This window comes from Variovorax sp. FG153, from assembly GCF_057809595.1.
Map to the genome: position 1 here is coordinate 65,773 of NZ_JBMDKG010000018.1, position 23,159 is coordinate 88,931.

General features: G+C 72.3%; 22 protein-coding genes. 14 read left to right on the plus strand and 8 right to left on the minus strand.

Annotation, left to right across the window (positions count from 1 at the left end; all coding sequences use genetic code 11):
- The first annotated feature begins 3 nt into the window (after nucleotides 1-3).
- The 10 genes from ACODT0_RS20230 (at nucleotide 4) to ACODT0_RS20275 (ending at nucleotide 10,930) form a co-directional block, all read left to right on the plus strand.
- Nucleotides 4-717, plus strand: a complete 714-nt coding sequence (locus ACODT0_RS20230) for a hypothetical protein (RefSeq protein ID WP_489042138.1) — start codon at nucleotides 4-6, stop codon at nucleotides 715-717.
- Entirely contained in the window at nucleotides 714-911 is a 198-nt protein-coding gene (locus ACODT0_RS20235; RefSeq protein WP_057595760.1) for a hypothetical protein, read from the plus strand. Before ACODT0_RS20230 ends, ACODT0_RS20235 begins: the two co-directional genes overlap by 4 nt.
- A gap of 30 nt (nucleotides 912-941) precedes the next feature.
- Entirely contained in the window at nucleotides 942-1,910 is a 969-nt protein-coding gene (gene cpaB / locus ACODT0_RS20240) for a Flp pilus assembly protein CpaB (protein ID WP_489042139.1), read from the plus strand.
- 73 nt (nucleotides 1,911-1,983) lie between these two features.
- The gene (locus ACODT0_RS20245) at nucleotides 1,984-3,681 is read left to right on the plus strand and encodes a type II and III secretion system protein family protein (RefSeq protein WP_489042140.1); all 1,698 of its coding nucleotides are present in this window, start codon (nucleotides 1,984-1,986) and stop codon (nucleotides 3,679-3,681) included.
- A gap of 14 nt (nucleotides 3,682-3,695) precedes the next feature.
- Nucleotides 3,696-5,339, plus strand: coding sequence for a TadA family conjugal transfer-associated ATPase (locus ACODT0_RS20250; protein ID WP_413761622.1), 1,644 nt, complete (start codon nucleotides 3,696-3,698; stop codon nucleotides 5,337-5,339).
- Complete coding sequence (locus ACODT0_RS20255; RefSeq protein ID WP_057595764.1) at nucleotides 5,336-6,193, plus strand: type II secretion system F family protein; 858 nt, start codon at nucleotides 5,336-5,338, stop codon at nucleotides 6,191-6,193. The genes ACODT0_RS20250 and ACODT0_RS20255 overlap by 4 nt, the downstream gene beginning before the upstream one ends.
- 18 nt (nucleotides 6,194-6,211) lie before the next feature.
- Entirely contained in the window at nucleotides 6,212-7,099 is an 888-nt protein-coding gene (locus ACODT0_RS20260) for a type II secretion system F family protein (protein ID WP_057595765.1), read from the plus strand.
- A 9-nt stretch (nucleotides 7,100-7,108) separates the two neighbouring features.
- Nucleotides 7,109-7,453: a DUF192 domain-containing protein gene (locus ACODT0_RS20265; protein WP_057595766.1), complete on the plus strand. Its 345-nt coding sequence runs from the start codon at nucleotides 7,109-7,111 to the stop codon at nucleotides 7,451-7,453.
- 25 nt (nucleotides 7,454-7,478) lie between these two features.
- Nucleotides 7,479-8,687 carry a TadE/TadG family type IV pilus assembly protein gene (locus ACODT0_RS20270; protein WP_172705383.1) on the plus strand — a complete coding sequence of 403 codons (1,209 nt, stop codon included), beginning with the start codon at nucleotides 7,479-7,481 and terminating at the stop codon, nucleotides 8,685-8,687.
- Entirely contained in the window at nucleotides 8,684-10,930 is a 2,247-nt protein-coding gene (locus tag ACODT0_RS20275) for a spermidine synthase (RefSeq protein WP_489042141.1), read from the plus strand. The genes ACODT0_RS20270 and ACODT0_RS20275 overlap by 4 nt, the downstream gene beginning before the upstream one ends.
- A gap of 6 nt (nucleotides 10,931-10,936) precedes the next feature.
- Here ACODT0_RS20275 and ACODT0_RS20280 read toward each other — a convergent pair whose 3' ends face one another.
- Nucleotides 10,937-11,845: a BUD32 family EKC/KEOPS complex subunit gene (locus ACODT0_RS20280; RefSeq protein ID WP_489042142.1), complete on the minus strand. Its 909-nt coding sequence runs from the start codon at nucleotides 11,843-11,845 to the stop codon at nucleotides 10,937-10,939.
- The gene (locus ACODT0_RS20285; protein ID WP_489042143.1) at nucleotides 11,842-13,560 is read right to left on the minus strand and encodes an FMN-binding glutamate synthase family protein; all 1,719 of its coding nucleotides are present in this window, start codon (nucleotides 13,558-13,560) and stop codon (nucleotides 11,842-11,844) included. Before ACODT0_RS20285 ends, ACODT0_RS20280 begins: the two co-directional genes overlap by 4 nt.
- 57 nt (nucleotides 13,561-13,617) lie before the next feature.
- Between ACODT0_RS20285 and ACODT0_RS20290 the strand changes: the two genes are divergently transcribed.
- Together ACODT0_RS20290 and ACODT0_RS20295 are read left to right on the plus strand one after the other, a co-directional pair.
- Entirely contained in the window at nucleotides 13,618-14,415 is a 798-nt protein-coding gene (locus ACODT0_RS20290; protein WP_057595772.1) for a UPF0149 family protein, read from the plus strand.
- Nucleotides 14,416-14,473: 58 nt separating this feature from the next.
- Nucleotides 14,474-15,667, plus strand: coding sequence for an MFS transporter (locus ACODT0_RS20295; protein ID WP_057595773.1), 1,194 nt, complete (start codon nucleotides 14,474-14,476; stop codon nucleotides 15,665-15,667).
- Here ACODT0_RS20295 and ACODT0_RS20300 read toward each other — a convergent pair.
- From ACODT0_RS20300 to ACODT0_RS20310, 3 genes are read right to left on the minus strand one after another with little or no spacing between them, the layout of a single operon-like run.
- Nucleotides 15,657-15,977: a GNAT family N-acetyltransferase gene (locus ACODT0_RS20300; protein WP_057595774.1), complete on the minus strand. Its 321-nt coding sequence runs from the start codon at nucleotides 15,975-15,977 to the stop codon at nucleotides 15,657-15,659. The two genes, ACODT0_RS20295 and ACODT0_RS20300, sit on opposite strands and share 11 nt — an antisense overlap.
- Before the next feature lie 23 nt (nucleotides 15,978-16,000).
- Complete coding sequence (locus ACODT0_RS20305) at nucleotides 16,001-16,498, minus strand: nuclear transport factor 2 family protein (protein ID WP_489042144.1); 498 nt, start codon at nucleotides 16,496-16,498, stop codon at nucleotides 16,001-16,003.
- Nucleotides 16,499-16,539: 41 nt separating this feature from the next.
- Nucleotides 16,540-17,436: a LysR family transcriptional regulator gene (locus ACODT0_RS20310; protein WP_413761616.1), complete on the minus strand. Its 897-nt coding sequence runs from the start codon at nucleotides 17,434-17,436 to the stop codon at nucleotides 16,540-16,542.
- A gap of 78 nt (nucleotides 17,437-17,514) precedes the next feature.
- Here ACODT0_RS20310 and ACODT0_RS20315 point away from each other — a divergent pair, with 78 nt between their 5' ends.
- Entirely contained in the window at nucleotides 17,515-18,699 is a 1,185-nt protein-coding gene (locus ACODT0_RS20315; RefSeq protein WP_489042145.1) for an Acg family FMN-binding oxidoreductase, read from the plus strand.
- On the opposite strand, the gene ACODT0_RS20320 is transcribed toward ACODT0_RS20315, so the two are convergent.
- Both ACODT0_RS20320 and ACODT0_RS20325 read right to left on the minus strand, forming a co-directional pair.
- The gene (locus tag ACODT0_RS20320) at nucleotides 18,700-19,230 is read right to left on the minus strand and encodes a CinA family protein (RefSeq protein ID WP_261209208.1); all 531 of its coding nucleotides are present in this window, start codon (nucleotides 19,228-19,230) and stop codon (nucleotides 18,700-18,702) included.
- Between the two features lie 11 nt (nucleotides 19,231-19,241).
- Nucleotides 19,242-19,769 carry a phosphatidylglycerophosphatase A family protein gene (locus ACODT0_RS20325; RefSeq protein WP_057595781.1) on the minus strand — a complete coding sequence of 176 codons (528 nt, stop codon included), beginning with the start codon at nucleotides 19,767-19,769 and terminating at the stop codon, nucleotides 19,242-19,244.
- Nucleotides 19,770-19,980: 211 nt separating this feature from the next.
- Here ACODT0_RS20325 and ACODT0_RS20330 point away from each other — a divergent pair, with 211 nt between their 5' ends.
- Complete coding sequence (locus ACODT0_RS20330; RefSeq protein WP_489042146.1) at nucleotides 19,981-21,447, plus strand: MFS transporter; 1,467 nt, start codon at nucleotides 19,981-19,983, stop codon at nucleotides 21,445-21,447.
- On the opposite strand, the gene ACODT0_RS20335 is transcribed toward ACODT0_RS20330, so the two are convergent.
- A complete protein-coding gene (locus tag ACODT0_RS20335) occupies nucleotides 21,444-23,150 on the minus strand; it encodes an FAD-dependent oxidoreductase (RefSeq protein WP_422099794.1) in 1,707 nt (568 codons plus the stop codon). The two genes, ACODT0_RS20330 and ACODT0_RS20335, sit on opposite strands and share 4 nt — an antisense overlap.
- Between the last annotated feature and the right edge of the window lie 9 nt (nucleotides 23,151-23,159).

Sequence of the window (23,159 nt, forward strand, 5' to 3'; positions counted from 1 at the left end):
GCCATGAAGCGAACGCATGCACTGCTGTCACGCCTGGGCGCCTGCGCCTTGTTCGCACTCGCGGGCTGGGCCGGCGCGGCCGCGCCGCAGCGCGACTGGCCGCAGGTGCCGGTGCCCGGGGATGCGCGCGCCTTCTGGGTCGCCGAGTACATCGAGCAGAACACCGTGCCGATGCAGATCCGCGGGCTGGAGTCGAGGGCCCCGATGAAGGAGGTCTCGCGCTACTACGAGAAGTGGCTGGCCGAGCGCCCCGGCTACGGCGTCACCACGCTGGGCGCGGTGCGCATCCTCGGCGCGCGCTTCGGCGACTACCAGGTCACGGTGCAGCTGCGCGACACGCCCGAGGGCACCATCGGCCGGCTGGTGTCGGCCGCGGTCTACGAGCCCGTGGGCGACGTGCAGGAGCGCAGCGCGCGCATCGGCCGCGGCTTCCCGCGGCCCGCCGGCTCGCAGGTGGTGTCGGACACGCTGTCGTGGGACCAGGGCCAGCGCAACCGCACCATCGTCGTGACCAACGGCGTGAGCGTGGAGACCAATGCGCTCTACCTGCGCGAGCAGCTGCTGCGCCTGGGCTGGACGCTGGTGCAGGACCGCACCATCGAGGGCGGCCAGCGCAGCGCCCTGGTGTTCCGCCGCACCAACGAGGAAATGGCCGTGACCATCATCAAGCGCGATCAGGCCTATGTCGTCACCGCCAGCCAGACCTCGCCCGAATGAAGCGCCCGCGCCACGTTCCCCCGCACCGCCAGCGCGGCCAGACCATCCTCGAGTACGCCATCGTCGCCGGCATCCTCGCCACGATGCTGTTCGCCACCTTCCCGGGCGCCGACCGCTCGGTGGTGGGCCTGCTGATCAAGGCCTTCCGCGATGCCTGGGCCACCTACTCGTACACGCTGTCGTTCCCGCTCTAGCCCCTTCTTCCCCCTCTCTCCTTCTCCCGCATGAAACCCGCCTCCGCCCGATTCACCAAGTTCAAGCACAGCGTGCGGCGGCTCTCGCCGCTGATCGGCGCGGTGGCCCTCGGCGTGCTCGCCGCCGGCCTGGGCTGGTACTACCTGCGCGCCAGCGAGCGCGAGATCGCGGCCAGCCTCGAGAAGGATGCCGACAGCCAGCGGCGCGACGTGGTGGTGGCGCGCCAGGCGCTGGCCGACGGCGTCAACGTGATGCCCAACATGGTGGCCAAGCGCTCGGTGCCCAACGAGTACGTGCACAACGACGCGCTCACGCCCGAGACCTTCCAGCAGTTCGTGGGCCGCACGCTGACCGTGCCGGTGGCGCCGGGCAAGCCGCTCTTGGCCTCCTTCTTCGCGCAGCCGCGCAAGGTGTTCGCGCAGGAGATCGAGCAGGGCGTGCGCGCCGTCACGATTCCCGTGGACGAGATCAGCTCCATCTCGGGCATGCTGCGCGCGGGCGACCGCATCGACTTCATGTACGTGGTCGACAAGGGCGCGGCCGCGGCCGGCGGCGAGCCCTCGGTGGTGGTGCCGCTGCTGCAGGACGTGGAGGTGCGCGCCACCGGCCAGATCACCTCCGAGCAGTTCGCGGCGCTGCGCCGCCGGCCCGACGTGGCGGCCGATGCCGATCCCTATGCGCAGCAGCGCTACTCGACCGTCACGGTCGCGATCCAGCCGCAGGACGCGCAGAAGCTGATCCTCGCGCAGCGGCTCGGCAAGATCGTCGCCGCGCTGCGCAACCCCGAGGACCGCGCGACCATGCACACGGGCGTGGACGCGGTCGACCTCGACGCGGCGGTGGCCGGCTTCCGGCCGCAGCGCGGCGGCCCGGTGGTGGCCGCGCGCGGTCCGGCGCCGCGCCCGGGCGTGGAATACATCGTCGGCGGTGCCGGCAACCGCGGTGCGGCGCCCACCCCGAGCCAGATGCTGCCGCAGGGCGAGCTGCCCGTGCGCTGACGCGAGCGCCTCCCCGCCATGCCGGCCGCGCGGAGGGCGCGGCTTCCGAATGTTGTTCCGAAAAGAAGTCCGAATGAATCTCAAGCGATGCACCCTGGCAGCGAGCGCGCTGTGTCTTGTCCTTCATGGCGCGGCCCGGGGCGCCGAGGGCACCATCACGGGCGGCGGCTCCTACGTGGGGCCCGCGCGCGCCATGGGCGGCGCGCCCGCGGCGCTCGCGGTGCCGATCCCCGCGCCGCCGCCGTCGCTGCCTTCCGCGGCACCGTTCGCCGCGCCATCCGCCGCGCCCGCCGCCGAGCGCTCGCCCGGCATCCGGCCGCCGGCGCCGCCGCCGGCCGTCGCGCCGGTGATCACGCCCGAGGAGCTGCAGCGCATCGCGCAGCGCGCCACCGTGCTGCAGGACCTGCCGCAGACGCTCACGCTCTACGTCGGCCAGATGGTGCTGGTGAAGATGCCCGGCGTGGCGCGCGTGGCGATCGGCAGCGGCAAGGTGATGGAGGCGCGCGTGCTCGACGGCGCCAACCTGCTGATCACCGCGCAGGACGCGGGCGACAGCACGCTGCACGTGTGGGAGAAGGGCGGGCGCGTGCGCAAGCTCAAGGTGCGCGTCAACGTGGTCGACCTCGAGCGCATCGCCGAGGAGCTGCGCGAGATCACGCACGGCATCACCGGCGTGAACATCCGCCGCGTCGGCGAGCGCGTGATCCTCGACGGCAGCAACCTCGACCCGGCCGCGGTCGAGCGGCTCAACACCGTCGCCCAGCTCTACGCGCCGGCCGCGGTGTCGCTGGCCACGGCCGACCGCATCCGCGTGGACCGCATGGTCGACATCCAGGTGCGCATCGTGGAGTTCACCAAGACCGCGCTCGACGACCTCGGCGTGCGCTGGCAGAGCTCGGGCGACGGCTTCAACTTCGGCCTGTTCTCGGACATCGCGGGCAACGGCCGCTACCGCATCCTGCCCGACAACTCCGGCTTCAACACCAGCACGCCCGAGGGCGCGGCCTTCCTCGCGCAGCGCCACCGCTCGCCGCAGGCCTACTTCGGCCTCGCCACCAGCCTGACCTCGCAGATCAACCTGCTGGTGCAGCGCGGCAACGCCTACCTGCTGGCCTCGCCCAACCTCAGCACGCGCAGCGGCGGCGAGGCCAAGTTCCTGGCCGGCGGCGAGATCCCGCTGCCCGCGCTGAGCACGCAGGGCGCGGGCTCGGTGGAGTTCAAGCCCTACGGCGTGCGGCTCAACATCAAGCCGATCGCCGACGGCGAGGGCAACATCTCGGGCAGCATCCTGACCGAGGTCAGCAGCATCGACCGCAGCGTGGCGGTGCAGGGCATCCCGGGCCTGCTCATTCGCCGCACCGACACCGAGTTCAACGTCAAGGCCGGCGAGACCATCGTGCTGTCGGGCCTCCTGAGCCGCGAGTCCACGCGCTCCAGCGACGGCGTGCCGGGCCTGCGCAAGGCGCCGGTGATCGGCCGCGCCTTCCGCGCCGACACCGACAACGACAAGGAGCAGGAGGTGGTGGTGTTCATCACGCCGCGCGTGGTCGATCCCTCGTACAGCCAGCCGCGCATCGAGCGCGCGCGCCAGATCGAGGGCGACGTCTCGCGCAACTTCGAGACCCTGACCGAGGACCGCTCCGACCCCGAGCGCCGCCGCCCGCCGCCGCCGGCCGCCAGCATCGACGGCCTGGTGCCGCCCGCGCCGCCGCGCGAGAGCGAGGCGCCCGACAACCCGCTGGGCTCGCCCGCCAACCCGATCGCCCCTTGAGCGGGCCGCGCACCATGCACAAGGTCTTCGTCAATTCCCCGCAGCAGCCGGTGCGCGAGTTCCCGTTCGACGCGCCCGAGCTGCAGGTCGGCAAGGACGCCGCGAGCCGCATCGTGCTCAGCGGCTGGAACGTCGCGAAGCAGCATGCGCAGTTCGTGCTGCACGAGGACGAGGTGTTCGTGCAGGACCAGGGCAGCCTGTTCGGCACCTGGGTCGACGGCAACCGCGTCACGCGCTACGGCCCGTTCAAGGGCGGCGAGGAGATCATCATCGGCGGCCACACGCTGGTGGTGTCGCTCGACAGCGCGATCCGAGCGCCGCGCGCCGACGGCCACGAGGCCGAGGAGACGCGCTCGCGCGACGCCGTGCCCGCGGTGCAGGAGGACCCGCTGCTGCAGTGGCGCCGCACCCTGCACCGCACGCTGCTGCAACAGCTGGACAACCGGCGCGTCGACACCGCGAACATGAAGGACGAGGAGCTGCGCTCCAACATCCGCGCGCTGATCGCCGAGATCATCCGCGACACGCGCGACCTGCCCGCCGAGCTCGACCGCGCGCTCCTGAGCCAGCAGCTGCTCGACGAGGCCATCGGCCTCGGGCCGCTGGAGGTGCTGCTCAAGGACGAGAGCGTGACCGAGGTGATGGTCAACCGCTTCGACGAGATCTGGATCGAGCGCGCCGGCCGCCTCGAGCGCACCAGCGTGGCCTTCACCAGCAACATCGCGGTGCTCGGCGCCATCGAGCGCATCGTCACGCCGCTCGGGCGGCGCATCGACGAGAGCTCGCCGATGGTCGACGCGCGGCTCAAGGACGGCTCGCGCGTGAACGCGATCATTCCGCCGCTGGCGCTGCGCGGGCCCAGCGTCACGATCCGGAAGTTCCCGAAGAACCGCATGGGCCACGAGGGCATGCAGCGCATCGGCTCGCTGACCGCGCCGATGGTGGAGTTCCTGCGCATCGCGGTGGAGGAGAAGCTCAACATCATCGTCTCGGGCGGCACCGGCACCGGCAAGACCACGCTGCTGAACATGATGTCGAACTTCATCCCGGGCAACGAGCGCATCGTCACCATCGAGGACGCCGCCGAGCTCTCGCTGGGGCAGCCGAACCTGGTGTCGCTCGAGTCGCGCCCGGCCAACATCGAGGGCAAGGGCCAGATCTCGATCCGCGACCTGGTGCGCAACGCGCTGCGCATGCGGCCCGACCGCATCGTGGTCGGCGAGTGCCGCGGCGGCGAGGCGCTCGACATGCTGCAGGCCATGAACACCGGCCACGACGGCTCGCTGACCACGCTGCACAGCAACTCGCCGCGCGACGCCGTCTCGCGGCTGGAGGTGCTGGTGACCATGGCCGGCATGAGCATCCCGGTGGCCGCGATCCGCGAGCAGATCGCCTCGGCGGTGGACCTGATCGTGCAGCTCACGCGCTTTCCCTGCGGCAGCCGCAAGGTCACGCAGATCACCGAGGTGGCGGGCTTCGCCGAGGGCGTGATCCAGTTCCAGGACGTCTACGCCTTCCGCAAGACCGGCGTGGACGAGAACTACCGCACCGTGGGCCACTTCGAGGCCGCGGGCACCGTGCCCGAGTTCTTCACGCGGCTGCAGGAGCACGGCGTGAAGCTCGACCTGGACTTCCTCTTCGGGGAGACGACGCGATGAAGACCCTGGTGCTGTTCGCCTCCGTGCTCTGCGGCATGGGCTTCTTCACGCTGTGCGGCTACCTGTTCCTGCGCGGCTCGCCCGAGCTCGCCTCGCGCCTCATGCAGCGGCTGCAGTCGAGCGGGCGGCGCACGCTCAACCTCTCGGAGTTCCAGGCCCAGCACGCGGTGGCCTTCGCCTCGGGCCACGTGCTGCTGGTGGCGCTGTGCGGCCTGCTGGGCTGGGCCGTCACCGGCAAGCTCATGGGCGGCGCGGTGGCGGCGGTGGTGCTGTACCTGCTGCCGGCGCGCTGGTTCGCCTGGCAGCGCAAGAAGCGGCGCAAGCAGATCGAGGCCGAGCTGCCCGACGCGCTGCTGTTCATCGCGAGCGCGCTGCGCGCGGGCAGCGCGCTGTCGGTGGCGCTGCAGGTGCTGGTGCGCGACCAGCAGGGGCCGCTGGGCCAGGAGTTCGGGCTGGTGCTCAAGGAGCAGCGCCTGGGCGTGAGCTTCGACGACGCGATCCAGAAGATGGCGCAGCGCCTGGGCATCCCCGACTTCGTGCTGGTGGTGGTGGCGCTGCGCGTGTCCAAGGAGGTCGGCGGCAACCTCTCGGAACCGCTGCAGGCGCTGGCCGAGACGCTGCGGCGCAAGGCGATCCTCGAGGGCCGCATCCAGGCGCTGACCGCGCAGGGCCGCATCCAGGGGCTGGTGATGACGCTGTTCCCGGTGTTCCTCGGCGGCGTGCTCTACATGATGCAGCCCACCATGGAGCTGCTGTTCACCACCACCATCGGCTGGGTGGTGATGACCGTGGCGCTGGTGATGCTGCTGCTGGGCTACCTGATGATCCGCAAGATCGTAGCGATCGACATCTGAGCACCGCGAGGCCGCCCCATGCGTTCGCTGATCCTGCTTGCCATCGTCTTCCTGTGCGCCACCACGGGCGTGATCCTGCTGCTGTACGTGATCTCGCTGATCCGCAAGGCGCGGCCCTCCGAGCGCACGCACATGGACCCGCTGCCGCGGCTGCTGCGCATCGTGTGGCCCGCGGTCAACATCCTGCAGTTCCACATCTCCGAGATGGCGCCCACCGCGATGCTGGTGCGGCGCCGGCGCCAGCTGCAGCTCGCGGGGCTGGAGTTCGTGCTCAAGGCCGAGGAGTTCATCGCGGTGCAGGTGGTGGCGCTGCTGGTGGTGGGCGCGCTGGGCCTGTGGTGCGCGGGCCTGCTCGACGCGATGGCCGGCACCAAGGTCTGGGTCACGCTGGCCTCGTGCCTCGCGGGCTGGTACTACCCGGTGCTGTGGATGCGCGACCGGCGCAAGCGCCGCGAGAAGGAGATCCTGCGCACGCTGCCGGGCTACCTCGACATGATCACGCTGTGCTGCCAGGCCGGCCTGAGCCTGACCGGCGCGATCGCGCAGGCGGTGCAGAAGGGACCGGGCGGCGCGCTCGGGCAGGAGTTCGACCGCATGATGCGCGAGATGCGCACCGGCGCGAGCCGCATGGACGCGCTCAACGCCATGGCCGAGCGGCTCGACAACAAGCACATCAAGAGCCTGGTGTCGAACCTCACGCAGGCCGAGTCGCTGGGCGCGAGCCTGGCCGACACGCTGACCGCGATCTCCGAGCAGCGCCGCACCGAGCGCTTCCAGCAGGCCGAGAAGCTCGCGATGGAGGCGCCGGTGAAGATGATCGGGCCGCTGGTGATCTTCATCTTCCCGGTGACCTTCATCATCATCTTCTTCCCGCTGGTGATGCAGTTCCTCGAGACCCAGCGCTGAAGGCCGGGCATGCGCATCGTCTCGCTCCGTACCACCGCCGCCCGCGCGCCCTTCGGCCCGGTGCGCGTGGCCGAGCGCGGCTGGGACCGCACGCGCGGGCTGCTCGGGCGTGCGCGCATCGAGGGCGGCGAGGGCCTGCTGATCACGCGCTGCAGCTCGGTGCACACCGTGGGCATGCGCTATGCGATCGACGTGGTGTTCCTCGACCGCGAGGGCCGCATCGCGCGCATCGTCGAGGGGCTGCGGCCGATGCGCATGGCGCTGTGCCTGGGCGCGGCCAGCGTGCTCGAGCTGGCCGAGGGGCAGGCCGCGCGGCTGTCGCTGCGGCCCGGGCTGCTGCTCGAAGGCTGGTAGGAACCACGACAAGGAGATGGAAGCCATGCGATACCGAACCCGTTCGCCGTATGCAACGCGCCGCCGCCCCGCGCGCGGCGTCTCGATGGTCGAGACCCTGATCGCGCTGCCGGTGCTGATCCTGTTCGTGACCAGCGTGGTCCAGTTCGGCCTGATCTACCGCGCCAAGCTCACGCTCGAGTACGCGGCGCACGAGGCCGCGCGCGCCGGTTCGCTGAACAACGGCATGCCGCTGCCCTTCATCTTCCGCATCGGCAACTCGACCATGCCGGGCGTGGGCACCGTCAACAGCGCCGCGCTCACCACGCTGACCAACGCGCTCACGCGCGGCAGCGTGTGGCAGGGCCTGGTGAAGGGGATGATGCCGCTGCAGGTGCGCGAGTCGAGCGTGGGCGGCATGCTCTCGGGCTGGGTGGCGACCAACAAGGACCTGATCGAGTCGGCCTGCATCGAGTACCTGAACCCGACGCAGACCACCTTCGTCGACTGGGCCTTCATCGAGAACTTCGGCGAGCACCGCTGGATCGTTCAGATACCGAACGACACCATGCGATACCGCAAGCCGCTGCCCTACGACTACAAGGCCAAGGCCATGGGCACGGCGGCCGGCATCAACGATCCGACGCCGCCCGACGCCGAGCTGCGCGGCACCGCCTCGAACAAGACGCTGGGCGAGACCAGCGTGCTGCACCTGAAGGTGCACTACGGCTACCGGCTCGGCATCCCGGTGGCCAACCGCATCATCCTCAAGGCGCTGCAGGGCTACCAGTTCGTGGCCGAGGCCTGGTTCAAGCTGCTGTCGCCCGACGGCGCGACCGCGCCCGCGGGCGACTTCCGCTTCACCCAGCTCGAGGCCTACTACATCGCCAACGGCAAGATCCCGCTCACGGCCGAGGGCGTGGTGGGCATGGAGTCGCCGATCTACTGGCATCCGTTCTATGCCTTCGGCCCGCAGGCCGACCGCACGATCGGCATCCAGTGGGACCCGGCCTGGAGCCAGAACACCGGCACCAACGTGCTGGAGGCGCCCGGCGACGCGATCACCAACGTCAGCGCCTTCATCCGCAACAACAGCACCGAGTGGGCCACTCAGCTGGCCGCGCGCGGCCTCGACGCGCTGGCCGACAAGGTCGGCGACGGCAACGCCTTCTGCCCGGCGATCTGGGACGCCTCGGTCAAGGGCCAGCTCGACAACGTGCCGAGCCCGGACGGCAGCACGGGCGGCGGCGGATGAGCGTGCCGGTCTCGTCCGCGCGCGCGGCCGGCCTGTGCGCCGCCACCATCTTCGTGTCGGCCTTCCTGCTGTTCCTGGTGCAGCCGATGGTGGGGCGCCAGATCCTGCCGTGGTTCGGCGGCTCGGCCGCGGTCTGGACGCTGTGCCTGGTGTTCTTCCAGCTGCTGCTGCTGGCCGGCTACTTCTATGCCGAGCGGCTCGCGCGGCGGCCGCTGCGCACGCAGGCGGCGGTGCATGCGCTGCTGCTGCTCGCGGCCTGCGCCACGCTGCCGGTGATCCCGGGCGCGGCATGGCGCCCCGACGGGCAGGGCGATCCCTCGCTCGGCGTGCTCGCCGTGCTGGCCGCGACGGTGGGGCTGCCTTACCTCGCGGTGTGCACCACCGGCCCGCTGGTGCAGAGCTGGGTGGCGCGGCTGCATGCGCACGACGCGCAGCGGCGCGCGCGCGTGTACCGGCTGTTCGCGCTGTCGAACCTGGCCGCGCTCGCGGCGCTGGTGGCCTATCCGTTCGCGATCGAGCCGGTGTTCGCGCTGCGCACCCAGGCGCTGGCCTGGTCGGCCGGCTTCGTGCTGTTCGCGCTGCTGGCCATGGGCTCGCTGTGGGCGGTGGCGCGCTGGCAGCGGTGCGCGGGCGAGGCGCCCGCGCCCGCCGCGCGTCCGGCCGCGCCGCCCGGCTGGCGCGACCAGCTGCTGTGGCTGCTGCTGTCGGCGCTCGGCACGGTGGCGCTGCTCGCGGTCTCGGCCTTCATCACGCAGGACATCGCCTCGGTGCCGCTGCTGTGGATCCTGCCGCTCGCGCTGTACCTGCTGTCGTTCGTGCTGTGCTTCGACAGCGAGCGCTGGTACCGGCGCGCCGTGTTCTGGCCCGCGGTGCTGCTGCTGGTGCCGGTGATGGGCTGGTATCCGACCACCGCGCAGCGCGCGCTGCCGATCGCCGCCGCGGTGGGGCTCTACGCGCTGGGCCTGTTCGCGGTCTGCATGTTCGCCCACGGCGAGCTCGCGCGCGCGAAGCCCGCGCCCGAGCGGCTCACGCGCTTCTACCTGATGGTGGCGCTCGGCGGCGCGATCGGCGGCCTGTTCGCGGGCGTGGCCGCGCCGCACCTGTTCGACGGCTACTGGGAACTGCCGCTGTGCCTCGCGCTGCCGGGGCTCCTGATGCTGTGGCTCACGCGCGGCCAGCAGCGCGGCCCGTGGCCATGGTTCGCCTTCGGCGTGGTCGCGGGCTTCGCGGCCTGGCTGCGGCTGGCCTCGGTCGCGGTCTCCAGCGGCGTGTACCACGCCATGGTGGCGGCGCTGGCGCTCGTGGCCGTGGCCTACACCGCGCGGCGCGCGCGCTCCTGGTCGGCGGGCGCGGGCCTGATGGGCGCCTTCGCGGCAGCCGCGGTCGCCTGGTTCACGCTGTCGAACCTGCGCGAGACCGACGGGCGCACCGCGCTGCGGGCGCGCAACTTCTACGGCGCGCTGCGCGTCGAGCAGTTCGGTGCCACCGATTCGCCCAGCGCCTCGCGGCGGCTGATGCACGGCGTGATCTCGCACGGCGAGCAGCGCCTGGGCGCGGTGGCGCGCAGGCTGCCGAGCACCTACTACGGGCCGGGCTCGGGCGCCGGGCTGGCGATCGCGGCGCGCGGCACGCAGCCGCAGCGGGTGGCGGTGATCGGCCTCGGCGTGGGCACGCTCGCGGCCTACGGCCGGCCCGGCGACACCTACCGCTTCTACGAGATCAACCCGCTCGTGATGGCGGTCGCGCGCTCGCACTTCAGCTACCTCGCCGATTCGCCTGCCACCATCGAGATCGCGCAGGGCGACGCGCGGCTGCTGCTGCAGCGGGAGCTCGAGGCGCGCGGGCCGCAGGGCTTCGACGTGATCGTGGTCGACGCCTTCTCGGGCGACTCGATCCCGATGCACCTGATGACGCGCGAGGCGCTCGCGCTCTATGCCAGGCACCTCGCGCCCGGCGGCGTCGTGGCCTTCCACATCAGCAACCGCCACCTGGCGCTGGCGCCGGTGGTGCGCCGGCTGGCCGACACGGCCGGGCTGCAGGCGCGGCGCGTGCACCACGTGCCCGATGCCGACAGTCCCGCGCTCGAGCACACCTCGGAGTACGTGCTGCTGTCGCGCGACGCGGGCTTCATCGAAGGCGCGGCGATGCGCGAGCACGGCGAGCCCATCGAGGCGTCCGCGGCCGCGCCCTGGAGCGACGACCACGCCAACCTGCTGGCCGCGATGCGCTGGACGCCGCGCTGACGAGCCTCAGCGCGCCGGCGGCAGGTGCCAGCGCCCGAGCAGCCGCGCCACCGCGCGCACGCGCTGCGTGTCGCGGCCCCAGCGGCGGCTCGCGGGCAGCTTCTGCGCCCACTTCATGCGCCGCGCCGCGTTCGCGATGCGCTCGCGCACGTCGGCGTTCACCTCGGCCAGCGCCGCATGCCAGTGCTGGCCGGCGGCGTCGGGCGCGGCGGCCTCGAGCATCATGGCCGTGGAGTGCAGGTAGCTGAGCCAGTCGCGCGCCTGGCATTCGGCCAGCGTCATCACCTCCGAGGGGTCGTCCTCGAAATCGATGTAGCCGATCACGCCGTCGGGGCACTGCACCAGGTTGCGGTCGAAGGCCTGGCTCAGGTGCTGGCCGTGAGCGTGCACGGTGGCGATCGCCGCCAGCCCCTCGCGCCAGACCGCGAGCAGCGCGGCCGGGCCGGCGGCCGCGGCCTGGTCGAGCCGTTCCTGCAGCACCACGGTGCCGCGCCCGCTGGCGCCCAGGTCGGAGATCAAGAGGCCGTCGGCCTGTTCGGCCAGCACCCGCGGTACGCGCAGGCCGGCCGCGGCCAGCTGGCGCAGCCGGCGCGCCTCGGTCGCGATGGCGGCCTCGCCGCCGGGATTGGGCACCGGCTTGATGATGTCCAGCCCCGCCATGCGCGCGACCGCGGCCATCACCCGGTAGCCCCACTTGCCGTGGCGCGGGCCGGCCTTCTTGAGCCACACGCGCTCGTCGCCGAAGCGGTGGCTGGCCACGTTCCTGGCCTGGCGCGGCAGGGTGGTGCGCAGGAAGGCCGCGTAGTCGCCCGGCGCGGGCGCGGAGGGGATCGCGTCCAGCGGGGCCGGGCCCGAGGCCACGCCCTTGCGCATCGAAAGGCGCGCGCCGGCGCCGCCACGTCGCAGCGGATTCATGCGGCCAGTGCGAGCCCCTGGGGCGCCGTGGCGAGCGCCTCCTGCGTGCCCTGGACCCCCTGCGTCAGGGGCTGGAAACTGTCGGCGCTGGCCAGCGGCCAGTAGGTGCGGAACACGTTGTGCTGCGCGTCGAGCGGGCCCAGCAGCGCGCCCGGCTGCACCTGCATCACCAGGTTGCTCAAGAGGCGCACCTCGGTGTCGGAGATCCGGCGCACGATGTGGTGGGCCGTGATCTGCTGCGGATGGTCGAGGCCGGCGGCCTGCACCAGCTCCTTGAGCGCGTGCAGCGTGCTGTGGTGGAAGTTGCGCACCCGCTCGGCCTTGGTCGGCACCACCAGCGCCTGCTGGCGTACCGGGTCCTGCGTGGTCACGCCGGTCGGGCAGTGGCCGGTGTGGCAGCTCTGCGCCTGGATGCAGCCCAGGGCCATCATGAAGCCGCGCCCCGCGTTGCACCAGTCGGCGCCCAGCGCCATCATGCGCGCCAGGTCGAAGGCCGTGATGACCTTGCCGGCGCAGCCCAGCTTGATGCGGTGGCGCAGGTTCACGCCCAGCAGCGTGTTGTGCACCAGCAGCAGCCCTTCCTGCAGCGGCGCGCCCACGTGGTCGCTGAACTCGACCGGCGCCGCGCCGGTGCCGCCCTCGGCGCCGTCGACCACGATGAAGTCGGGCGTGATGCCGGTGGCCTGCATCGCCTTGACGATGCCGAACCATTCCCAGGGATGGCCGAGGCAGAACTTGAAGCCCGTGGGCTTGCCGCCCGAGAGCTCGCGCAGCCGGGCCACGAAATGCATCATCTCGGTCGGCGTGGAGAAGGCGCTGTGCGAGGAGGGCGAGATGCAATCCACGCCGATCGGCACGCCGCGCGCGGCCGCGATCTCGGGCGTGACCTTGGGCGCCGGCAGCACGCCGCCGTGGCCGGGCTTGGCGCCCTGGCTCAGCTTGATCTCGATCATCTTCACCTGCGGGTCGCGCGCGTTGGCGACGAAGCGTTCCTCGCTGAAGGTGCCGTCCTCGTTGCGGCAGCCGAAGTAGCCCGAGCCGATCTCCCAGATCAGGTCGCCGCCGTGCACCCGGTGGTGCTGCGAGATCGAGCCCTCGCCGGTGTCGTGTGCGAAGCCGCCGCTCTTGGCGCCCTGGTTGAGCGCGAGGATGGCGTTGGCCGAGAGCGCGCCGAAGCTCATGGCGGAGATGTTGAACACGCTGGCGCTGTACGGCTGGGTGCAGACCTGGGCCGGGTTGGCCTCGGCCGGCTGCGGCGTGCCGCCGATCACGATGCGGAAGTCGTGGCCGGCCAGTTTCGTCGGCTGCATCGAGTGGTTGATCCACTCGTAGCCCGCGATGGTCACGTTGAGCTGGGTGCCGAAGGGCCGGTTGTCGGGCTCGCCCTTGGCGCGCTGGTAGACCAGCGAGCGCTGGGCGCGCGAGAAGGGCGCGGCCTCGGCATCGCTCTCGATGAAGTACTGGCGGATCTCGGGCCGGATGAATTCGAGCAGGAAACGCAGGTGCCCGATCACCGGGTAGTTGCGCAGGATCGCGTGGCGGGCCTGCCGCAGGTCGTGCACGCCGGTGCCCGCGAGCACCGCGAACACCACCAGCGCGATCCAGGCGAACCAGAGATGGGGGGAGGCCAGGACGAAGGCCAGGCTGGCCGCGAAACCGGCCACGCACAGGGCGAAGGCGGTGTAGCGGACCGGGAATGGAGTGATCGTGGGCATGGTTGTTGGGGGTCTGCCGAAGCCTGCTGCATCATAGAGGGCTGCTTCGAACTTGCCATGACGACCTCCCCACCCGACTCCGCCGGCACCAGCCCGGCCCCCGCCACCGACCTGCAACCCCTCGGTCCCGACGACTTCGACGCCCTCGACCGGGCGCTCGACGCGATGCGCGAGCACGACGAGGAAATCCCCCAATGGGAGTTCTGCGAGGGCTTCATGGCGGCGCTGATTTGTACCCGCCGCGTCATCGAACCCTCGGAGTACTGGCCCGTGCTACTGGGCGACGGCTTCGTGCCGGCCCAGCAGATGGAATTCGTCTGGCACTGGAAGCGCCGCTGGCGCGAGATCGAGACCGGTCTCGATGCCGACGTCGAGACGCTCGAGGACGAGCGCAGCTGGCAGCCCGAGGTGCTCGACACCCGCGGCGCCATCGCCATGCTGCCGCCCGAGGAGCGCGCCGAGATGGACGGCGAGTCCCTGCCCTCGTTCGCCCAGATCTGGGCGCTGGGCTTCATGTACGCGGTCGAGAACTGGCCCGAGGACTGGACCCCGCCGCGCGACAAGGAGGCGGCCCGGATGCTCGACGACGCGCTCGAGAACATCGTCGTGCTGACCGAGGACGACAAGGCCAAGCCGGTGCTCTCGATGTACGACGAGAACGGCCCGCCCAGCGTGAGCCAGCAGCGCCTGGACGACTTCGGCGCCGCCATCTGGGCCGTGTACGACCTGCGCCAGCTCTGGAAGAGCCTGGGCCCCAAGGTCGAGACCCTCCGCAAGGAAGCCACGCCCGGCCGCAACGACCCCTGCCCCTGCGGCAGCGGCAAGAAGTACAAGAAGTGCCACGGTGCCGGCTGAGGGCGCCAGTACCGCTTCACCACCGGCCGCGGCGCTGAACGCGCGCGCGGCCTGGGCCATGGTGCTCGCGCTGTGCGCGGGCGTGGCGCTGAGCCAGGCCTTCCGCACCGTCGGCGCCATCATGGCCAGCCCGCTGCAGGCCGAGTTCGGCCTGTCGCCGCAGGCGCTGGGCATCTTCTCGGGCGCCTTCCATTTCGCCTTCGGCGCGATGCAGCTGTTCATGGGCATCGGCATCGACCTGCACGGCGTGCGGCGCACCGTGCTGGTGGCCTTCCCGGTCGCGATCGCGGGCGCGTTGCTGTCGGCCCTGTCCTCGAACTACCTGGTGCTGGTGCTGGCCCAGGCGCTGATCGGCGTGGGCTGCGCGCCGGCCTTCCTGGTCTGCACCGTGTTCATCGCGCGCCACTTCCCGGCCGAGCGCTTCGCCACCGTCTCGGGGCTGGTGCTGGCGATCGGCGGCCTGGGCATGCTGGTCACGGGCACGCCGCTGGCCTGGCTGGTGCAGGCGCACTCCTGGCGCGCCGGCTTCGTGCTGCTGGCGCTGGCCGCGGCGCTGGCCTGGCTCGCGATCTGGCACTGGGTGCGTGAGCCCGCGGCGGCCGTGCCGGCGCGGCGCGAGTCGGTGCCCGAGGCGATCCGCCAGTTCGGCGCGCTGCTGATGCTGCGCCACACGTTGGGCATCGTGGTGCTGGGCGGCGTGACCTACGCCGCCTTCATCTCGCTGCGCGGGCTCTGGCTCGGGCCGCTGATGATCGAGCGACACGGCTTCTCGCTGGTGCAGAGCGGCAACGTCGCGCTCGCGGTGTCGGTGATCTCGCTGGTCGGCGCGCCGCTGTTCGGCCGGCTCGACAGCGCCGATCCCGCCGCGCGGCGCCGCCGCATCGTGCTCTGGGCGCTGGCCTACACGGGCCTGTTCGCGCTGATCGCCTTCGTGCACTCGGCCTGGCTCGACATCGCCGGCATGCTGCTGATCGGCCTGCTCTCGGGCTTCATCGTCTGGCAGTACGCCGACGTGCGCGGCGCCTACCCGGCGGCGCTCACGGGGCGCGCGATGGCGGTCTTCACCATGGCGATGTTCATGGGCGTGGCGCTGATGCAGTGGGGCACGGGCGTCGCCGCCTCGGTGGCGGTGGCGCACGGCGGCGATCCGCTCACGGCCGTGCTGGCCACCATCGCCGTGCTGCTGCTGGCGGGCATCGCGGCCTTCGCCTGGCTGCCGGCGCCTGACGGCGAGCGCGCTGCTAGATCTTGAACGCGCGCTGGATGTCCGGCCGCACCAGGTCGGCGTACTCGCGGTGCTTGCGGATGTAGCCCGCGATGAACTGGCACACCGGGATCACGTGCAGGCCGCGCGCGCGAGCCTCGTCGAGCACGTGCTTCGCGATCTTCGAGCCCAGGCCCTTGCCCTCGTGCGCGGGCATCACCTCGGTGTGGGTGAACATGATCGCGTCGGTCAGCAGGTTGTATTCGGCCAGCGCGGCGAGCTCGCCGCCGATGCGGGCCTCGTAGCGGTGCTCGGCCTCGTTGTTCGAGAGGATCGGGGCGTTGTCGTCGGTGCTCATGGTTGTCCTTGCAATGGTCGTGTTCAGGCGGGTCGGCTCGCGAGGTACTTGGCGAGGTTGGCGGCGGCGGTGGCGCGCACCTTCTTGCGCAGCATGGGCGACCAGCCCAGCAGCAGCCCCGGCGTGCCCAGCGCCTGGCGCGACCAGGTCCAGAACGGGAAGCTGTCGCGGTGGGTGGCGATCAGGCCCTCGGGCGTGAAGCCGAAGCGCGCGTCGATGCTGTTGTCGACCAGGCGGCCGGTGGCGCTGAAGCGGTAGTGGGCGTCCCAGTGGGCGCTGCCGCCGCGCTCGTCGGCGCGCACGTCGCGATGGCGCAGGCGCCAGACGTCGGCGCCCTTGGCCTTCGTGGCCTCGCACAGCATGCGCCACATGCCGCCGATCTCGCGCCGCCCGCGCAGCGAGAAGGCCTCGTCGTCGAACACCGCGTCGGGTGCGTAGCAGGCTTCCATGGTGGCGGCGTCGAGCTGGGTGAACGCGCCGTAGAAGCGCTCGATGGTCTGCGCGTTGGTGGTGGCTGTCATGGGGCCTCGGGCGCCGGGAGCGCGGTGGTGGGGGAAGAAGGTCAGAGCGCGGCCGGAAGGGCGCGCACCAGGAAATCATAGACCGCGCGGATGCGCCGGTCGGTGCGGACCTCGCGGTGCACCGCCAGCCACACCGGCAGCGCGGGCAGCTTGAGCGCGGGCAGCACGCGCACCACCTCGGGGTCGCTGCGCGCCAGCGATTCGGCCACGAAGCCGATGCCCATGCCGTGGCGCAGCGCCTCCCAGTAGACGCTGACGTCGTCGGTGCGGAAGCAGAAGTCCTCGCGCTGCAGCGGCGCGCCGAGCTCGGCCGAGCTGCGCAGGATGCTCTCGTCGCGGTCATAGCCCAGCAGGTCGTGCCGCAGCAGGTCGGTCCAGTGGCGCGGCGTGCCGCGGCGGCGCAGGTAGTCGCGCTGCGCGAAGGCGCCGAGCGCGAAGCGGCCCACGCGCCGCGCCACCAGGCTCGCGGTTTCGGGCCGGGTCATGCGCAGCGCGATGTCGGCCTCGCGCCGCAGCAGGTTGCTGACCTCGTTGCTGGCCACCAGCTCGACCTGGATCTCGGGCAGCTCCAGCCGCATGCGCGCCAGGATCGCCGGCAGCAGGTGGCGCGCCGTCGCCTGGCTGGCCGACAGCCGCACCGTGCCCGCGGTGGCGGCGTTGGCGCCGGCCACGCTGCGCGACAGCGCGAGCGCGCCGTTCTCCATCACGCGCGCCGATTCGGCCAGCTGCGTGGCCATGGCCGTGGGCTGCAGCCCCTGGCCGGTGCGCTCGAACAGCACCACGCCGAGCTGCGATTCGAGCTCGGCGATGTGCCGCCCCAGCGTCGGCTGGCTCGCGTTGAGCAGCCGCGAGGCGGCCAGCAGGCTGCCGCTGTCGAGCGCCGCGAGGAAGGAGCGGATCAGCCGCCAGTCGAAATCGAGGTCGGTGCCGCGCCGCATGGGGTATTCAATTCTGAATATCTGTTGTCAATGGTTGTCTAATTGTGATCTGAGTTTCGCCTTCCGATAATTCCCGGCATGGACGAGCGAAGAAACTTTGTCCGGCTGCTGGGAGGCGGTGTGGTGCTGGCCGCGGGCGCCGCGGCACTGGCCACCTGGTGGCTGCACGACGACATGCCGGCCGCGGCCCTCGAGATCTGGAACGGTCCGGGCGACGAGCCCGACGTGCGCCGGCGCGCGCTCGCCTATGCGGTGACCGCGCCCTCGGCCTACAACCGGCAGCCCTGGCGCGTGGACCTGCGCGAGCCCGATGCGATCGTCCTGTACTGCGACCGCGAGCGCCTGCTGCCCGAGACCGACCCGTTCGGGCGCCAGGCGGTGATCGGCCAGGGCGCTTTCCTCGAGCTGCTGGTGATGGCGCTGGCCCAGCAGGGCGTGGCGGCCAGCGTGCAGCTGTGGCCCCAGGGAGAGCTGCCCACCGACCCGCGGCAGTGGGGCCACCTGCCGGTGGCGCGGTTGCGGCTGTCGAGCGGCGGCACGCCCGATCCGCTGTTTTCCCAGGTGCTGCGCCGGCGCACGCCGAAGCAGCGCTTCGACACCGCGCGGCCGGTCTCGGCCGAGCTGCTGCAGGGCGTGCTCGCGGCGGTGCCCAACGGCAGCGCGCTGCGCGCCGACGGCACGGTCGAGATGGGCCGCGTGCTGCCGCTGCGCCGGCTCTGCCTGGCCGCGGCACGGGTGGAGATCGCCACGCCGAACACCGCGCGCGAGAACCTGCGGCTGCTGCGCGTGGGCCCCGAAGAGATCCTCGCGCATCGCGACGGCTTCTCGCTCAACGATCCCGCGCTGCGGCTGGCCGTGGCACTGGGCCGCTTCGACCGCGAGGTGCCCGCGCGCGAGGGCAGCCGTGCCTTCGAGCGCACGCTGGCGCTCTACGCCGACCAGGCCGGCACGGCCATGGGCTTCGCCTGGATCAGCAGCGCGGGCAACAGCCGCACCGACCAGCTCAACGCCGGCCGCGCCTACCTGCGCCAGCAGCTGCGCGCCACCGACCTCGGGCTGGGCATGCACCCGATGAGCCAGCCGCTCGAGGAGTTCGCGGAAATGGCGGCGCACCACGCGGCGGCGCACGAGATGCTGCTGGGCCTGCCGCCGCCGCGCGACGCGCGCGGCCGCACGCTGCAGCTGCTGTGCCGGATCGGCTATCCGATGGCGCTGGTGCCGCCCGCGCCGCGCCGGCCGCTGGGCGAGTTCGCGCTGGCCTGATCAGGTCGCGCTCGGGGCTTCGAGCAGTTGCACCAGCGTGTGCAGCGCATGCCGCACCGTGGCCGCGCGCACCGTGGCGCGGTCGCCGTCGAAGCGGCGCCGCTCGGTGCGCACCTGGCCGTCGACCGACCAGCCGAACCACACGGTGCCGACCGGCTTGTCGGGCGTGCCGCCGGTGGGGCCCGCGATGCCGGTGACCGCCACCGCGACGCGCGCCGGCGCCGAATGCGCGATCGCGCCCAGCGCCATCGCGCGCGCCACCGGTTCGCTGACCGCGCCGTGCGCCTCGACCAGCGCGGCGTCCACGCCCAGCAGCTCGGTCTTGGCCGCGTTGGAGTAGGTCACGAAGCCGCGCTCGAACCAGGCGCTGGAGCCCGCGAGCTCGGTGCAGGCGGCGCCGATCAGGCCGCCGGTGCAGCTCTCGGCGGTGGCCAGCAGCCAGCCCTTCTTCAGCAGCAGGCCGGCCAGGGCCTCCACCAGTTCGGGCGTGTCGAGGTCCTGCGACGAAGGGGGCGGGAAGGAGGATTCCATGGGTCGGGGTCTCACCAGGCGCGCCAGAGCGCGATCACCAGCAGCGCGCAGAAGGCCGCCACCAGGTCGTCGAGCATGATGCCGAAGCCGGCGTGCCACCAGCGCACCGGCGCGGCATCGCGCGGCTTGAACAGGCCGTCGGCCCAGGCCACGGGGCCCGGCTTGGCGGCATCGAAGAAGCGGAACAGGGCGAAGGCGACGGTCTGCGCCCACAGGCCGGCCGGCGTCACCAGCCACAGCACGATCCAGAACGCGACCACCTCGTCCCACACCACCGCGCCAGGGTCGGCCAGGTTCATGTCGCGCGCCGTCAGCGTGCAGGCCCACCAGCCCAGCGGCAGCGAGACCCCGATGATCCAGCCGATGGCGGCCGGCGACAGCCAGTGCTGCATCACCGAGAACGCGGCCCAGGCCCACAGCGTGCCCACGGTGCCGGGCGCGAAGCGCGACAGGCCGGAACCCAGGCCCAGCCCGATGAAGTGCGCGGGATGCGAGAACAGGAAGCGCGCGCTCGGGCGGCGGATGGAGGGCGGGGGCATGGCGCCGGAAGTGGGCATCGGACGGGCGGGATCGGAGACGGGAACGGCGGCGTGCATCAGCCGGGAGTGTCGCGCATCTTGCCGCGGCGGGCGCCGCCTTCGTTTTTATTTATCAAAGCAATTGCTTGTTTAATTCAAGGCGCGGGCCTAGTATCCGGGCACCTTCCAGATCCGGGCCCGGGCGCTGCGCCATCGGGCCGCCGCTTCCATCATGGCCTCTTCCTCCTCTCCCTCCCTCGACCGCTCCCGCGCCGACCCGCCGGCCACCGCCGGCTGGGGCGAACTCTTCAGCGGCCGCAACGGCTGGCGCGCGCTCGCGCTGACCGGCGGCGTCGCGCTGCATGCGGTCAACGTCCACATCGTGACCACCGTGCTGCCCTCGGTGGTGCGCGAGATCGGCGGGCTGGACTGGTACGCCTGGAGCACCACGCTGTTCGTGCTCGGCTCGATCCTCGGCGCGGCGCTGTCGGTGCGCCTGCTCGCGGTGCTGGGCCCGCGCGGCGCCTGCCTCGCGGCGCTGGCGGTGTTCAGCGCCGGCTCCATCGGCTGTGCGCTCGCGCCGGCCATGCCGTGGATGCTGGCCGGCCGCACGGTGCAGGGCCTGGGCGGCGGGCTGCTGGCGGCGCTGAGCTACGGTCTGATCCAGCTGGTGTTCGCGCCGCGGCTGTGGCCGCGCGCGGTGGCGCTGGTGTCGGGCATGTGGGGCGTGGCCACGCTGTGCGGGCCGGCGGTGGGCGGGCTGTTCGCGCAGGGCGGCCACTGGCGCTGGGCCTTCTGGACCCTGCTGCCGGTGGCGGCCGCGCAGGCGCTGCTGGTGACGCTGCAGCTGCGCCCCGCGGCCGGCGTGCGCCACGAGCGCCCCGCCAGCGCGCCGCGCATCGCGCTGCCGCAGATCGCGCTGCTGCTGGCCTCGGTGTTGGTGATCGCGGCCAGCGAGTTCGGCGCCTCGTTGCCGGCGCAGGCCGCGGGCGTCGCGCTGGGGCTGGCGCTCGGCATCGCCGCCACGCGCGTCGACCGCGCCTCGGCCGTGCGGCTGCTGCCCACGGGCGCCTATTCGATCGCGGCGCCGCTGGGCGCGATCTACGCCAGCGTGGCGCTGCTGCTGATCGGCACCACCACCGAGATCTTCGTGCCCTATTTCCTGCAGCTGCTGCACGGCCACACGCCGCTCGCGGCCGGCTACCTCACGGCCGCGATGGCCGGCGGCTGGAGCGTGGGCTCGCTGCTCTCGTCGGGGCGCGGCGGCGCGGGGGCCGACCGCATGCTGCGCGCCGGCCCGGTGGTCTGCACGCTGGGCCTGGCGGCGCTGGCCGTGCTGCTGCCGGCGCCGGGGCATCTGCCCGCCGGGCTCGAGACGCTGGCCGTCGCGCTCGCGCTGGCGGCCGTGGGGCTGGGCGTGGGCATCGGCTGGCCGCACCTGCTGACGCGCGTGATGTCGCGCGCGCCGGCCGGCGAGGAGGGCCTGGCCTCGGCCTCGATCACCACGGTGCAGCTCTACGGCATGGCGGTCGGCGCCGCGGTGGCCGGGCTGGTGGCGAACGCGGCCGGGCTCACGCAGCCGGGCGGCGTCGAGGGTGCGCGCTCGGCGGCCGTGTGGCTGTTCGCGAGCTTCGCGATCGCGCCGGCGCTGGTGGTGCTGCTGGCGCGGCGCGTGGTGTCGGCCACGCGCGAGCCTTAGGCCAGCACGCCTTCCCACGGCAGCGCGCGCTTGGTCGCGCGCTCGCGCTGCGGCTCGCCGCGCAGCCGCGCCACCAGCGCATAGACGTCGGCCGGGATGTAGGCGCCGCGCCAGGCCACGTGCTGGTCGGCGCGGCACAGCACCAGCCGGTGCGCGTAGGCCGGCGGCACCACGGCGGCGTCGATGTCGAGCACCGTGAGCGGCATGCGGTAGGTGTCGGCCGCGCGTTCCAGCGCGCGCACGTCGGCGCTGCGGTCGAAGCGCAGCAGCGTGTAGCCCGGGCCGAAGGCGTCGTACAGCGAGCGGCCGTCGGCCAGCCAGAAGTGCGGCGCGCGGCAGCCCGGCACGGTCGAGGCCGTGAAGGCGCCCATCGAATAGGCCGGCGGCACGTGCTCGCCGTCGGGCACGATGATCGGCGAGCCGGTGTAGAAGTAGCCGAAGTTCAGGCCCGCGCAGCAGAACTGCTGCACGTTGAGCTCGTAGGCCTCCTGCCCGATGTCGGCGCGCAGCGCGTCGCCCTCGGGGCCGGGCGCCTCGATGTTCGGGGGCACCGCGCGGCGCGCGCGGATCATCTTCTGCGCATGGTCCATCGCGAACTGCGAGACCTGCTCGGTGATCGGCAGCCGCTCGGCCTCGTAGGCGTCGAGGATGCCCTCGTCGGCCCAGCCCTGCACGCTGGCTGCGAGCAGCCACGAGAGGTTGAGCGCGTCGGCGATGCCGGCGTTCATGCCGTAGCCCGCGTAGGGCACCCACAGGTGGGCGGCGTCGCCCGCGAGGAACACGCGGCCGTTGCGGAAGCGGTCGGCCACCAGCCGGCGGCCGACCCAGTCCTCCTTGCTGAGGATCTCGTACTCGAAGTCGGAGCCGACGCCGAGGATCTCGCGCAGCGAGCGGTCGCGGTCCACCGAATCGAACTCGGGCTCCTCGGCATTGAGGTGGTTGTGGACCAGCCAGGTCTCGTGGCCGTCGATGGCGAACATGGTGCCGCAGCGGCGCGGGTTCATCGCGTAGTAGGACCACGCGGGCTTGCCCGGGATCAGCGCGCGCAGGCCGGGCGCTCGGATGCAGGTCGACTGCACGCGCTGGATCACCGCCGTGCCCTCGAGCTTCGCCCCCATCTGCTTGCGCACCGCCGAGCTGCCGCCGTCGCAGCCCACCATGTAGCGCCCGCGCAGGCTGCGCGTCACGCCGCTGTCGAGGTCGGTGGCGATCGCCGTCACGCCCTCGGCGTCCTGCACGAAGCCCGCCACCTGCGTGCGGTTGAGCAGGGTCACGCCCGGCAGCGCGGCCGTGTGGCGCAGCAGGATCGGCTCGAGGTAGATCTGGTTGATGCGGTGCGGCGGCTCGGGCGTGGGCCACCAGGCGTCGGGTCCCTCGGTCTCGGTGTAGCGATCGCGCCGGCAGGGAATGGGGATGCGCGCGAGCTCGGTGCCGGTCACGCTGGTGCGGAACACCACGTCGTTCGGGTGGTCGGCCGGCAGGCCCGCGTCGCGCAGCTTCTGCGCCACGCCCAGGCGGCGGAACTGCTCCATGGTGCGCGACGCCACGTGGTTGCATTTCACGTTCGGCGGCTCGGCGAAGGCGCGCGTCTCGCACACGATCGTGCTGACGCCGCGCGAGGCCAGGTCCATCGCGAGCGAGAGGCCCACCGGGCCGGCGCCGACGATCAGCACGTCGGCCTGGAGATCGAGGTCGTTCTTCATGCGCACGGG